Raw genomic sequence first — 13,670 nt, 5'->3', positions numbered from 1 at the left:
CCGCCTGCGCGGAAGCGTCTGGCGGACAGGGTGGGATTCGAACCCACGGTAGGCTTCCACCTACGGCGGTTTTCAAGACCGCTGCCTTAAACCACTCGGCCACCTGTCCGGAGCAGGCGGCTATATCAGCGTGCTCGCGCCTTAACCAGACTTCAAAACAAACCTGCCAACTTTAACGCTCGGAAGGGTGCTGCCCGTCGGACGACGATCGGATGAACCAGGGTATCGAACAGGTTTGGCGGTTCGCGCGGCGCTTTAGCATGATGGCTTTGGCGGCCTTCAGCCTCGCCGCCTGCGCCACGCCCAAGTACGAGGTCGGCCGCACGGTGGCGACCAGTACGGGCAGCGCGCCGCGACCGGGCTCGATGATCGGCCGTGACGGCAAGCCGCTGCGCGGGACGGAAAAGCCCTATCAGATCAAGGGTGTCTGGTATTATCCGCACGAGGACAAGGACTACAACGTCGTCGGCATCGGGTCCTGGTACGGCGAGCAGTTCCATAACCGCAGGACGTCGAACGGCGAGATCTTCGACATGGATCTGCCGTCGGCGGCCCACAAGACGCTACCTTTGCCGAGCCTCGTTGAGGTGACCAATCTCGACAACGGCCGGAAGATGATCGTCCGCGTCAATGATCGAGGGCCCTTCGTCGGCGACCGGATCATCGACCTGTCCAAGGCGGCCGCCGAGGAACTGGGTTATCGTCGACAGGGCGTCGCGCGGGTTCGGGTCAAGTATGTTGGCCCTGCGCCCCGCCGCGCCATCGAGGCTCCCCGTCAGTATGCGCAAGCCGCGCCGGCGCCGCCGCAGGCGCCACCGCCGCGACCACGACCGTCGCTGCGCAGCTTCGAGGACATCCAGGAGCCGCCGCAACGCGTTCAAGTGCTGCCGGCGCGTCGCGAGCCGACCTGGACTCCTGCGCCGATCCAGCAGTCCGCGCCGCCGATCAATCCGCCAGATCCGGTGTTCGCGAGCAGCAAGTCGGCGTTTCGAATTCAGGCCGGCTCGTTCTCAAGCCGCGAGAACGCCGAAAAGGCGGTGAGGCAGCTCACCAGCGCTGGCCGCGCGTCGATCGAAGCGATCGAGCGGGCGACGGGCACCCTCTATCGGGTCACCGTCGCGGCTGGCGAGGATGAGAGCGCGGCCTGGACCCTGCGGCGCCAGGTCGAGGAACTGGGCTATTCCGGAGCAACCATCCTGCGCCCCTAGAGCGTGACGCCGAAAGTGGAAGTCGGTTTCGGCACGAGTCGCGCACTAAGTGTTTGATTTGGGGCCCTGTTATCGCGTCGGAGCCCTTCTGCTCTGACGCGCAAAGCTCTGGACAAGCCTTTCAAACCGGTCGAATGGAGACCGGTGACCCAGGGTTTCTTCATCAGTTTCGAAGGCGGGGAGGGGGCAGGAAAGTCCACCCAGATCCGTCGCCTCGCCGACCGCCTCAGCGCGGCCGGCCACGACGTGATTGTCACGCGTGAGCCGGGGGGCAGTCCGGGCGCCGAGGCGATCCGCGACCTGCTGGTCAACGGCGCCGCCGATCGCTGGTCGCCGGTCACCGAAAGCCTCTTGATGTACGCGGCCCGCCGCGATCACGTTGAGCGGGTGATCCGCCCGGCCCTGGCGCGCGGCGCGGTCGTTCTTTGCGATCGCTATGCGGACTCTACGCGCGCCTATCAGGGCGCAGGCGGCGATGCGCCGGCCAGCCTAATCGCCGCCTTGGAAGAGCATGTGCTGGGCGGTACGATTCCAGTGCTTACGCTGATCCTTGACCTGCCCGCTCAGGTTGGCCTGCAACGGGCCGAAGCGCGCGGCGGCGCGGCGCGGTTCGAGTCGAAGGGCCTGGCGTTCCACGAGCGGCTTCGCGCCGGCTATCTTGAGATTGCTCGCCAGGAGCCTGAGCGCTGCGTGGTGATCAACGCCGACGCCGAGCTCGACGCCGTTACGGCGGCGATCACGGACGTCGTCGCGCAACGCCTGGGCCTCTGATGCTTGCTCCGGCCCATCCTCGCGACGTCTACCGACTGGATGGTCAATCTGCGGCCGAGGCGGCGTTCCTGGACGCGCTGGATCGCGGGCGACTGCACCACGCGTGGCTGCTCACGGGCCCCGAGGGCGTCGGCAAGGCGACCCTGGCCTATCGTATGGCGCGCCGCCTCCTGGGTGCTCGCCCGGACCCATCGCAAGGCCTTCTAGGCGCCGCCCCTTCGGATGTGGTCAGCCGTCAGGTCGCCGCGCGGTCGCATCCCGATCTGATGGTGCTGGAGCGCCTGACCGACGATGGCAAGGCGCGTAAATCCATTCCGGTCGATGAAGCACGCAAACTGCCGGAATTCTTCGCCAATTCGCCCGCCGTCTCACCCTATCGCGTGGCCATTATCGACGCCGCAGACGATCTCAACGTCAACGCCGCCAATGCGGTGCTGAAGACTCTGGAGGAGCCGCCGGCGCGAGGTGTGATCCTGCTGATCAGCCATGCCCCGGGCAAGCTGCTGCCGACGATCCGCTCGCGCTGCCGCCGGCTCGCCATTCCCGCACCGGGCGTGGCGGCCGCCGCCGAGATGGTTGAGCGTATGGCGGACGTTCCGCACCGCGACGCCGAACGCCTGGCGCGGATGGCGCATGGCGCGCCGGGACGGGCGTTGCAACTGGCGGCCGCCGGGGCGATTGCGATCGACGACGCCGCCAACGAGATTCTGCGCAGCCTGCCAAAGCTCGACGAGGGCGCGCTGCTGGCCATGGCCGACACCTTCCGCGGCGCCGAGGGCGCGGCGCGGTTCGAGCTTCTTATGGATCGCCTGGCCGATCAGGTCCGCATCTTCGCAACCCAGGTCGCCGCAGACGGCAAGAACTCCCCGGGCCTCGACCGTTGGGCGGCGGCGTGGGAGCGGCTCTCGAGCTGGCCGGCCGAGGCCGAGGCGGTGAACCTTGACCGGGCCGATGTGTTCTGGAGTGTGATCTCGGACTTGCGCGCGGCGGCCAAGACGGCGATGTGAGCCGCATGCTCATCGACAGTCACGTAAACCTTCACGCGCCTCAGTTCGCCGAAGACAAGGACGCCGTCATCGCGCGCGCGCGCGAGGCCGGGATCGCCATGATGGTGACCATCTGCGACAAGGTCTCCTCGTTCGAGGCCGTCCACGCCATCGCCATGGCCGAGCCGGACATCTGGTGCACCGTCGGCACGCACCCCCACGAGGCCAAGGAAAACCCGAACCTGACCGCCGCGACCCTTGTGGAGCTGGCCCAGCGACCGCGTGTGGTCGGCATCGGCGAGTGCGGGCTGGATTTCCACTACGACCTGTCGCCCCGCGAGGTGCAGGCTGCCGTCTTCCGCCAACACTGTATCGCGGCGCGCGAGAGCGGGCTGCCGCTGGTCCTGCATACGCGTGAAGCCGACGAGGTTATGGGCGAGATCCTCGAGGCCGAGCATGCGGCGGGGCCATTCAAGATCCTGATGCACTGCTACACCAGCGGCGCCGAACTGGCCGCGCGGGCGGCCGCGCTGGGCGCCTGGTTCTCGGTCTCGGGCATCGCGACGTTCAAGGCGGCCGAAGAGGTGAGGGCGGTCATCCGCGACATGCCCGCCGACCGCATCATCGTCGAGACCGACTGCCCGTATCTGGCTCCCGTGCCCATGCGCGGGCGTCGCAACGAGCCGGCTTTCCTGCCGCACATCTACGATAAGCTCGCCGAGATCCGGGGCTGGAGCCGCGCCGAAACCGAGCAGCGGACCGAAGACGCGTTCTTCGCGTTGTTCGATCGGATCCCGCGCCCGTGAGCGGCGCGCTCGAGTTCACGATCCTGGGCTCCGGATCCTCGGGCGGCGTGCCGCGCGCGGACGGCAACTGGGGCGACTGTGATCCGAGCGACCCGCGAAATCACCGGTCGCGCTGTTCGCTGCTGGTGCGTCGTCCGTCGCCAGCGGGCCCGTTGCACGAGACGACCTTGATCATCGACACCTCGCCAGATCTGCGGCTGCAGACGGCGAGGGCGGGCGTGCGCCGCATGGACGCGGCGCTGTTCACCCACGACCACGCCGATCAGGCCCACGGCATCGATGACCTGCGTCCGTTCTTTCTCAATCAGCGCGCCAGAATCCCGACTTATATGGATCAGGCGACGTACGACGGTTTGACGCAGCGCTTCACCTACATCTTCGTCAGTCAGGGCGGTTACCCCGCGATCTGCGAGCCGCGGCTGATCCCGCCGCTCGGCGTGGACTTCACGATCGAGGGCCCGAGCGGCGATATCGCCGTCCAGACCTTCGATGTGGATCACGGCGAGGTGCGCGCGGTCGGCTATCGGATCGGCGGCGTAGCCTATACGCCGGATGCGCGCGCCATACCCGAGGAAAGCTGGGCGGCGCTTCAGGACCTGGATGTCTGGATTGTCGACGCGCTGCGCTGGACTCCGCATCCCACGCACGCCCATGTCGATCTTGCCCTGGAATGGATCGCGCGCGCCAAGCCCCGCCGCGCAATCCTGACCAATCTGCACATCGACCTGGACTACCAGGCGCTGGCGGCGCGTTTGCCCGCGAATGTCGAGCCTGGCTACGATGGCATGCGCATCAGCGTTTCAGGGACGCGCTAGGAACGACGCGCGCTTGCCTGGCAAGTTTGCGCATTTGCAGGCATTGCGTCGTCATTGCTCACCGCAGGAACGGCGGCTTGACGTCTGGGCGCGCAAACTCGCCGAAGCGTCAGTTTGGTGAAAACTTGGCCTTACGTAACAGCGTTGAAATAAGCTCGTCCAACAACACCGTCATAGGGACGCGGTAGAGTCATTTTCCCGAGATTCACTCGCCCAAAGACCATGGCCGAAACCGTCACCATCTCGCGAGAAGTATTCCAACGCCTGCGGGCGCGCCTGCCGGCGGTCACGCGTGAGCATTTGTTCGACTGTTACGCGATCAGCGAAACGACCTGGACGAAGCTTCGCGACGGCAAACCAGTGAAGCGCTCGACACTTGATCGGGTGCTCGCCAAGCTGGCCGCTCTAGACGCTCGCGTCGCCGCCTAGGCGCTGTTTTTCCCTGATTACCTTATGTTCTGCGCAGCGCCACTGGAGCGCGCAGCACCATCAACGCAGTACCATTATTATTTCCGAACCTGCGCATGTCCGGGGGATGTTGCTTTTAGCAACTGGCTGAAAAATCTGAGTTTATGAACCGCCATCGGCGCCAGACGTGGCTTTGACGTTCAGACTTCCTCTGTGGATGAGAATCCGCACTCCCTCTCAGGCCTCTATTTGACTCAATGACCGAAGTTGGGAAGGTCCGCTTTTTGACGGCGGCAGAGGTGCTGGCTCCCGCGATCGGGAAAATCTGTTCTATCGCTTCACTCAACCTCCAATCGCGCGAAGCGCGAGGGCGCTGTGAAAAGCGTCGGCGAAGGATCTAAGCTAGAACAGCTCTGGATTCGCCGCTGGCGGCGATGGCTCGGCCAATGGCGTCGAACAGGGTCTCCATCTGCACGGGTTTGTGGAGGAGGTCATTCGCGCCGATTGCGCAGGCCCTGGCGCGGATGTCGGGGCCATTGTCGGCGGTCACGACAATGATCGGAAGACGGGCCTTTTCGTCCAGGCGCGCGCGAATGTGGGCGATCGCCGCCAGCCCGTCCATGCCCGGCATGCGCAGGTCCATCAGAATCAGGTCGAAGTGGTCCGCCTCGATCAGGTCGAGGCCGATCTCGGCGCTCTCGGCTTCGACCATCACCACCTCTGCGGCCGTGAGCATGCTCTTCACGACCGTCCGGTTCATGGCGTTGTCATCGACGAAGAGCACGCGCATCTGGACCTCTCAATACGTTGTCTTTCGGGGGGAGAGGATTGATCCTTCGGTCTTACAAAACACTAAGCGGCCCGCCCTTCCTCGGTTGGCTGCGACAAAATGTCTTTGTAAACCTCTGCGCTGGGCGCTGGCGACGTCATGAACAGCCCGTCCAGTCTTTCGACCAGTTCGGCGGGGGAGATCGGCTTCTGCACCACCAGATCGGCGACTTCCGACAGCGCCGCGACCTCGCCCGGATCTCCGCCCCACATTAAGGCAACCCGCTGAGCGGCGCCGGATTTCTTCAGGTGGCGAAGATTGTTGATGAGCTCGTCGGGCAGCCCGCCCAGCACCTTCCCCTCGACGAGCAGGACGTCGTAGTTGCGGAGCGCCATCGCCGAAAGCGCCTCGGCGAGCGACGCGGCGATTTCGAGAGACGCGACCCTGTCTGAAAGTGTCGCCTTCATCACGCCCCGGGCCAGGGGGTTGCCCTCGACAAGCAGCGCCGACGCAGTGGAGAGAGTTTCGGGGGCGCCTGCCTGACGGCCTTTGGTGCAGATCGCACGGAGAGGTAGCCTGACCGTGAAGACCGAGCCGGAGCCAATTTCGCTTTCCGCCACAAGCGTTCCGCCCATGGCGACGGCGAGGCGTCGGCAGATCGCCAGGCCAAGCCCGGTTCCCTCGTGCTTTCGCGTCGTGCTGGCGTCGGCCTGGGTGAAGGGTTCGAAAATACGTTCGATGTCTTCCGGCGCTATGCCTATGCCGGAGTCGGACACTTGGATCACAAGTTGGTCGCCGGCATCCGACGCATCGACACCTGCCGTAAGTGACACTTGGCCCTTATCCGTGAACTTGATCGCATTGCCCAACAGGTTGAACAGAATCTGGCGAAGGCGGCCGGCGTCTTCCTCAATCAGCGACGGTGTTCCAGCGCGATCGCCGTACAGAGACAGCCCCTTCGCGCGGGCCTTGTCCGACCAGAGCGCGAGCGTCTCGTCGAAGAGGCTGTGAAGGTCCATCCGGGCCTTGGCGATTGAGATCGTCCCGCTTTCCATCTTGGCGACGTCCAGCAGGTCATTGACGAGCGCGAGCATGGTTTCGCCACTGGCGTGGGCGAGGCGCACTTTCTCGCGCACCCCGGCGGGTAAGTTGGGATCGGCCAGGATGACCTGGGTCATTCCCATCACGCCGTTCAGCGGCGTGCGGATCTCGTGGCTGGTCATGGCGAGGAAGTCGGTTCGCGCCCTGAGCGCGCGGTCAAGCGCGGCGTTGGCGACGGCGAGCTCGTCGTGCGCCACACGGATGCGGTCGCGGCTTTCACGCATGTGGTCGGCCAGTTGTCGCAGATGCGTCTCGCGCGCTTCGATCACACTGTCGGCGCGACGCTTGAGTTCAGTGCGGACCAGCCAGACCAGGCTCAGTCCTTGAGCGACCAGGACGGGGGCGGCGTCGACCGAGATCGGCGCCCAGGCCTGCAGCGCGACGGGCAGGCCGAGCGCAAGGGTCAGGACCAGGACGTGCCGGCGCAGAGCGCTGCCGTAATCGGCCTTGGCTCTCGGACGCAGAAACGTCGCGGTCAAGATGACGGCCATGACCAGAAACGGCCATCCGAGCGGGCGCAGATCGCGGCCGGCCAGCAGGCTCTCATAGGCCAGAGCGTGGATATAGACACCCTGGAGCACGCCGCGCTTTGGTGTAGCGAACTGGTCGCCCAGCTCGATCGCCGTCGACCCGATCAGCACGTTTTTGCCGCGCACGAGGGCGGGATCGAAGCGACCCGCATAGACGTCCTGGAAGCTGATCCGGTTGATCGCCTTGGCGTCGAGGCCGTAGTCGATCAGAAAGCTCGCCGCCCTTGGCGACCGACCCAGCAGTGTGGCGGCCATCGATGGGCGCAGGCCGTCCACTGTCTCGAAGCCGTTCGGATATCGTCGCACCCGGCCGTCGGCGTCCACCGGGACGTTGACGCTGGCTAGGATCGCTTCTTCCGCCAGAGCGGCGAGCGGGCGGGTCGCCACTTGGCGCCTGTCGGCGCCATGCCCGGCCTGTTGGACGAAGGTGGGCAGGATCACCTGGCCGGGCCAGCGGCGGATGACCGTCGCCAGCGCGTCATCGGCGGCGACGGACGAGCGGGCGCTGAAGTCGACGTCCAGGCCGACAGTTTGAGCCCCGGCGCGGTTGAGGTTGTCGATGGCCTTGGCGAAGCGTTCGCGGCTCCAGGGCCAGGTTTCGGCCGCCCGGAGGCTGTCGACGTCGATCTCCACCACTGTGAGGGTGGCGCTGGGCTGTCGCGAGAGCAGCCTGAAGCGTTGCTGCGATAGGGCGTCGTCAAGTGGAGACAGTGCGCCCAGGGCATAGGCCAGGCATGCGGCCGCCGCGACGATCAATACGCCAGCCGCGCGCTGGAGGCGCGCAAGGGTGTCTTTGCGTCGAGGCGATCCGGCTTTCATCAGGACCTATTCCTTCGGTCCGCCATTGCCGTTGCCGTTCCCGCCGCTGTTGCCCGAACCTGTCGAGGCGTCGCCGTTGGAGCCGCCCGCAGCGCCGGTGGTGGAGCCGCCGCCGGCATTGCCGTTGCCGTTGCCGTTGCCGTTCCCGCTCCCGTTGCTGGAGCCGGTGGAGGTGCTGCCGTCGCCGTTGGAGCCGCCTGTAGCGCCGGTGGCGGAGCCGCCGCCGGCGTTGCCGTTGCCGTTCCCGTTGCTGGTGCCGGCGTTGCCGTTGCCGTCGCCGTTGGAGCCACCCGAAGCGCCGGAGGTGGAGCCGCCGCCGCCGGCGGCGTTACCGTTGCCGTTGCCGTTGCCGTTGCTGGAGCCGGTGGAGGTGCTGCCGTCCCCGCTGGAGCCGCCCGAAGCGCCGGTGGTGGAGCCGCCGCCGGCGTTGCCGTTGCCGTTCCCGTTGCTGGTGCCGGCGTTGCCGTTGCCGTCGCCGTTGGAGCCGCCTGTAGCGCCGGTGGTGGAGCCGCCGCCGGCATTGCCGTTGCCGTTCCCGCTCCCGTTGCTGGAGACGGTGGAGGTGTTGCCGTCACCGTTGGAGCCGCCCGAGGCGCCGGACGTGGAGCCGCCGCCGGCATTGCCGTTGCCGTTCCCGCTCCCGTTGCTGGAGACGGTGGAGGTGTTGCCGTCACCGTTGGAGCCGCCCGAGGCGCCGGACGTGGAGCCGCCGCCGGCATTGCCGTTGCCGTTGCCGTTGCCACCGGCGTTGTTGTTGTCGGTGCCGACGCCGCTGTTGCCGTTTGCACCGGCGTTGCTGTTGCTCGACCCGCTGGCTCCGTTGCCACCGGCATTGCTGTTGCCTGAGCCGCCGCCGGTGTTGCCGCCGGCGTTACCATTGCCGTTTCCGCCGGCGTTGCCGTTGCCGCCGCTGTTGCCGTTGCCGTTTGCACCGGCGTTGCTGTTGCTTGAGCCGCTGGCTCCGTTGCCACCGGCATTGCTGTTGCCTGAGCCGCCGCTGTTGCCGTTGCCGCCGGCGTTGCTGTTGTCCGAGCCGACGCCGGTGTTGCCGCCGCTGTTGCCGTTGCCCGAGCCGTTGGCGGCGGCGCCCGCAGCGAGACCGTCTGTCCCGGCGTTCGCGCCGGCGGCGCTGTTGGTCACCGTGGCCGCGAGGACGGCGTCCCCACTGGCCTCGGTGCTGGTGGGCGCGTAGGGCGGCGGGGAGGCGAGCGCGAGAACGGTCGCCGCAGGATTTTCATTTTGCGCCGGCGCTGCAGCCTCCGCCGCTGCGTGCAGGCCCGATGTCGAAACCATCGCACCTTGTTGGATCGGGCCTTCGATCAGGCCGCCGGAAACCAGGTTGTAGTCGATCGCGGCCGTCTGAGGCGGCAGGGGTGCGTCGGTAGCGGCGCTCGGAACCTCGACGTTCAGCTGCTGCGGCGCATCGCGCATGACGGCCCCGGTCGCGCCCGCGCTCACATCGCGGACGGCGTTGCCCTGATTGGCCCGCACCTCTACCAGACCTTCAGCCACGTGGACGGAGTCGGCGTTCAGCTCGACGTTCACGGTAAACGTCGTGCCCTTGACGACAGCCGCCAGCAGCGGCGTTTCGACACGAAAATGCTGGGTCGGCTTCTTGTTGATCTGGAAGAGGATCGAGCCCAGGTCCTGCATCACACGGGTCAAGCCGTCATTCGACTCCGGAGCGACAGTCATGCGGCTGTTGGGCGCCAGCGTGATGCGCTGCGCGCCATTGTAGAGAGCCGCGCGACCGCCGGCTGCGGTGGTGACGACACTGCCGACCGGCACGACCTGATTGGCCTGCGCGGTAGCGGGGGCTTTTCCGGGGGCAGCGATACGGACCACGCCGTTGACTTCGACGAGTTTCCAGTCGGCGGCAAAGACACAGCCGCCGTACAGGGTCAGCAGCGCCGTGACAGAGATGGCGATAGGCCCGCGCGAGATGCTCATTTGACGGTTCCTTCGCCGCATAGCCCCGGTGTATTTGCCTAGGTATAAAGCGGACTTTCTAACTCCAAGCTAACCGGCCTGGTTTACAAACTGCGTTAATGGAGGGTTTATCTCTTACATATACTAGAACATCTTGCGGTTGATATTGGAGGTGCGAGGCGACGTGCGGAGGGGCGAAGTATTTCTGAAGGTTAAGCTCATGATGGTCGCTCCACTTCTGGTCGCGTCCGGCTTTCTTGCTCCGGCTTCCGCCCGAGAGGCGACTCCCTCGGCTGCCCCTGCTCACGCGCGCTTCGTGCTGACCAGTGTCACGGTCGACGGCGTGAGCGCCTATCCCCTGAAGGATCTGGCGCCGCTCTACGCCTCCTACCTGGCGCGGGAGATCACGATGGACGATCTGGTGAAGATCGCCCAGGCGATCACTGATAAGTACCGCGCAGACGGATACTTCCTCACACGCGCTATCGTTCCGCCCCAGCCGCCGGGCGGGCATGCGCGTATCCGGGTCTATGAGGGCTATGTCGGCGAGGTCGAGGTGACCGGTGACGCCGCGCCGGCGCTGGAAGCCATGCTGGCCGGGCTTACCGAGCGGCGGCCGCTTCGTCTGACCGATCTGGAACGCCGACTGACCCTGGCCGCAGACCTTCCCGGCGTCCAGCCGCGCTCGCGGCTCGAGCCGTTCCTGGAAGACCCGGCTCGCCACAAGCTTGTCGTCGCCGCCGGGCTGAAGCGTTGGAGTGGAAGCGTCTATTTGGACAATCGTGGCGCCAAGTCGGTCGGTCCTGTTCAGGCCAACACGCGTATCGCCCGCAATAGCCTGCTCCGATCGGGAGACCAACTCGCGATCTCCGTCCTGACCGTGCCGGACGATCCGGGCGAGTTCGTCCAGGGAGAGTTGTCCTACGGGGCCTCTCTGGCTTCGGGGGCGCGCATGCGGGCCGCCGTCTCGGCCTCGGAGTCGCGGCAGGGCTCCACCCCGCTAAACAACAAGGTCGGCACCCAGAGCCGTGCGGCGAGCCTGCGCGTGGCCCAACCACTCATTCGGGGGCGCAAGCAATCGCTATGGGCGGCGGTCACCGTCGATGGGCGCCACGTCGAGCAGGTTTTCCGCAACAATGGCGCCTATTCCGACGACCTTCGTGTGTTGCGCGGCTCGCTGCAGGCGGATCACGGCGGCGGCGACAGTTCAATCAGCGGCTACGTTCAGGTGTCCAAGGGGCTGGAAGTTCTTGGCGCGACGCGCGACGCCGGCACGTCGCACTCGCGCTATGACGCGGACGGCGACTTCTGGAAGGTCAATTTCGGCGCCAGTCATTATCGCGACATCGGGTCCCGGGCCGGCGTCTACCTTGCCGCCGACGGGCAATGGAGTCCTGGCGCTTTGCTGCTGTCCGAGGAGTTCGCGCCGGGCGGTCAGCCGTACGGGCGAGCCTATAACTATGCTGAGATTTCCGGCGACAGTGGTGTGGCCGGGCTGGCCGAGCTTCGCTACGGGTTCGCCCCCAAGAAATCGGCGATCACCTTCTTTCAGACCTATGTCTTCGTCGATGCGGCCAAGGTCTGGAACAAGGCCAGCGCCGTCAGCGTGCCGTCTGCGGCGTTTTCATCGGCGGGCGCGGGGCTGCGCGTGACGCTCCATGGCCGCTTTACCGCCAAGCTGGAAGCCGCAAGGCCACTCAGCCGGACGCCCTTCGAGACGGGCGACAAAGACTGGCGCGCGTTCGGCTCGCTCTGGGCATGGTTCTAGGCGCTCGTTTCCGCAGGTTTCAGGCGCGCTAGCCTTTGTCGCATCTCGCCGACTGGCTTGAAGCGCGACAATAGTGGGCAGAGATCTGCGCAGTCGTGCTTTGCTGCTGTGCAATATTCGTGCGCGGACGCTTAGACGGGAGAGTCAGGCCGCTTATCGGTTGTCGTCGCCGCAAGGCTCTCGTCAACTGTTCGAGACACGGGGAACAACGAGGTTTCCCGTTGGCTCGCAAGAGCCGCCGGCGGCGCTGTAGGCCGTCTGGCAAGCTTGGACAACGACGTCCGGGGAGACCACTGCGCGTGGTCTCGCCGGGCGTCTTTTGTTTTGGCCTTAGGGGATGAAGGCATGAAATCTGTCCGGTTTCTGCTGCGCTGCGGCGCGGCCGTGAGCACGCTCGCCTGGAGTACAGCCGCTTGGTCGCAGGCGGCGCCCGATCCGAACGCAAAGCCGGTTGACGAAGCGGCTGCGCAGCAGTTGGCGCCAGAACCCGTTGCGGAGTCAGCCGCCGAACCCGAGCCCGCGCCACCACCCGCGCCGCCGCCACCGACGCTCAGCGACCAGATCGGCGCAGGCAAGCTGATCCTCGAGGTGCGGAGCCGCTACGAAACCGTCGATCAGACCCGCACGGCCACTCTGCGTGAAAAGGGCGACGCCTTCACCGTCCGCACGCGTGTGGGCTGGGAAACGGCTGAGTTCAAGGCCGTGAAGGGTCTGGTTGAGTTCGAGGATGTCCGTCAGGTCGGCAACGAGCACTACGCTGTCAACGTGCCCGGTGCGACGACGCCTCCGCTGAACGGGGCCGACAAGGCGCGCTATCCGATCATCAACGATCCAGACGTCACCGAACTGAACCGGGCCCAACTGACCTGGACGCCGAACGCGGCGGTTCAGATCACCGCAGGTCGCCAACGCATCCTGCTGGATGACCAACGCTTTGTCGGCAATGTCGGCTGGCGGCAGGACGAGCAGACATTTGACGCCGTCCGAGCAGATCTGTCTTACGGCCGCTTAAAGGCGACCTACGCCTACGTCACGCACATCAACCGGATTTTGGGCGAACTGCGCGACTGGGACAGCGACAGCCACCTGTTCAACGCTACTTGGTCGCCAGCCGAGGCTTTGCGCGTGCAGGGCTTCGTCTACGCGCTCGACTTTGGCAACTCGGCGATCAATTCGTCACTGACCAAGGGGGTGAAGGCCTCGGGTAAGACGTGGCTAGGTCTCTATCAGGTGGCCTACAACGCCACCTTCGCCCGACAGTCCGACTACCATCGCAACACCGCAGACTACGCGTTGGACTATTTGTCGGCAGACATCGCGGGCACATTCGACATCTATTCGGTCAAGCTGGCCTACGAGTCCCTCGAGGGCGACGGTGCTAGGGGCTTCACCACGCCGCTGGCCACGGTCCATGCCTTCAACGGCTGGAGCGACGCCTTCGTCTCCCCCGGCGGCAACAAGAGCTTCGTCGATGGGATCAAGGACCTGAACCTGTCCCTAAACGTCAAGCCGCGCTTCCGGGCGACCTACTTCTTCAACATCGATCTGATCGTCCGCTACCACGACTTCACCAGCGAGCGGACCGGCGTGGACCTCGGCCACGAGTGGAACCTCCAGTACACGGCCGCCATCACCACCAAACTCTCGGTTCAACTGAAGTACGCCGACTTCGAGCGGGCCAAGACCGTGCCCGTCGGGACCGCCGCGCCGCCAGCCTCGCGCACCAAGACCTGGCTGACCCTCGAATACAAATTCTAGAC

Annotated in this window: 11 protein-coding genes and 1 tRNA gene; 8 read left to right on the top strand and 4 right to left on the bottom strand. The window is 65.8% G+C overall.

Going from position 1 to position 13,670, the window contains the following annotated elements; translation table 11 throughout:
• Positions 1-19 precede the first annotated feature (19 nt).
• Positions 20-109, bottom strand: a tRNA-Ser gene (locus J2X45_RS03915).
• 103 nt (positions 110-212) lie between these two features.
• Between J2X45_RS03915 and J2X45_RS03910 the strand changes: the two genes are divergently transcribed.
• The 6 genes from J2X45_RS03910 (at position 213) to J2X45_RS03885 (ending at position 5,015) form a co-directional block, all read left to right on the top strand.
• The gene (locus J2X45_RS03910) at positions 213-1,208 is read left to right on the top strand and encodes a septal ring lytic transglycosylase RlpA family protein (RefSeq protein WP_310211508.1); all 996 of its coding nucleotides are present in this window, start codon (positions 213-215) and stop codon (positions 1,206-1,208) included.
• A 144-nt stretch (positions 1,209-1,352) separates the two neighbouring features.
• Positions 1,353-1,979, top strand: a complete 627-nt coding sequence (tmk, locus tag J2X45_RS03905) for a dTMP kinase (protein WP_310211506.1) — start codon at positions 1,353-1,355, stop codon at positions 1,977-1,979.
• The gene (locus tag J2X45_RS03900) at positions 1,976-2,986 is read left to right on the top strand and encodes a DNA polymerase III subunit delta' (RefSeq protein ID WP_310212090.1); all 1,011 of its coding nucleotides are present in this window, start codon (positions 1,976-1,978) and stop codon (positions 2,984-2,986) included. The genes tmk and J2X45_RS03900 overlap by 4 nt, the downstream gene beginning before the upstream one ends.
• The gene (locus J2X45_RS03895) at positions 2,983-3,771 is read left to right on the top strand and encodes a TatD family hydrolase (protein ID WP_310211504.1); all 789 of its coding nucleotides are present in this window, start codon (positions 2,983-2,985) and stop codon (positions 3,769-3,771) included. The genes J2X45_RS03900 and J2X45_RS03895 overlap by 4 nt, the downstream gene beginning before the upstream one ends.
• Positions 3,768-4,586 (top strand): MBL fold metallo-hydrolase, encoded by an 819-nt coding sequence (locus J2X45_RS03890; protein WP_310211502.1) that lies wholly within the window; start codon positions 3,768-3,770, stop codon positions 4,584-4,586. The genes J2X45_RS03895 and J2X45_RS03890 overlap by 4 nt, the downstream gene beginning before the upstream one ends.
• 222 nt (positions 4,587-4,808) lie before the next feature.
• Complete coding sequence (locus tag J2X45_RS03885; protein ID WP_096051306.1) at positions 4,809-5,015, top strand: hypothetical protein; 207 nt, start codon at positions 4,809-4,811, stop codon at positions 5,013-5,015.
• 376 nt (positions 5,016-5,391) lie between these two features.
• Here the strand turns inward: J2X45_RS03885 and J2X45_RS03880 are convergent, their stop codons facing one another.
• The 3 genes from J2X45_RS03880 to J2X45_RS03870 all read right to left on the bottom strand — a co-directional run bounded on the left by J2X45_RS03880 (position 5,392) and on the right by J2X45_RS03870 (position 10,163).
• Complete coding sequence (locus J2X45_RS03880; protein WP_310211500.1) at positions 5,392-5,784, bottom strand: response regulator; 393 nt, start codon at positions 5,782-5,784, stop codon at positions 5,392-5,394.
• A 62-nt stretch (positions 5,785-5,846) separates the two neighbouring features.
• The gene (locus J2X45_RS03875; protein WP_310211498.1) at positions 5,847-8,213 is read right to left on the bottom strand and encodes a CHASE2 domain-containing protein; all 2,367 of its coding nucleotides are present in this window, start codon (positions 8,211-8,213) and stop codon (positions 5,847-5,849) included.
• A gap of 6 nt (positions 8,214-8,219) precedes the next feature.
• Positions 8,220-10,163 (bottom strand): FecR family protein, encoded by a 1,944-nt coding sequence (locus J2X45_RS03870; protein ID WP_310211496.1) that lies wholly within the window; start codon positions 10,161-10,163, stop codon positions 8,220-8,222.
• Between the two features lie 295 nt (positions 10,164-10,458).
• On the opposite strand from J2X45_RS03870, the gene J2X45_RS03865 reads away from it, so the two are divergent.
• Entirely contained in the window at positions 10,459-11,910 is a 1,452-nt protein-coding gene (locus J2X45_RS03865; RefSeq protein ID WP_310211493.1) for a ShlB/FhaC/HecB family hemolysin secretion/activation protein, read from the top strand.
• A 345-nt stretch (positions 11,911-12,255) separates the two neighbouring features.
• Entirely contained in the window at positions 12,256-13,668 is a 1,413-nt protein-coding gene (locus tag J2X45_RS03860) for an alginate export family protein (RefSeq protein ID WP_310211491.1), read from the top strand.
• The last annotated feature ends 2 nt before the right edge of the window (positions 13,669-13,670 follow it).

Origin of the sequence: Caulobacter sp. BE264, assembly GCF_031457805.1 — a bacterium.
Taxonomy (GTDB): Bacteria; Pseudomonadota; Alphaproteobacteria; order Caulobacterales; family Caulobacteraceae; genus Caulobacter.
Note: the sequence above shows the minus strand (reverse complement) of the source record. Positions and strands in the feature narration are given on the sequence as shown.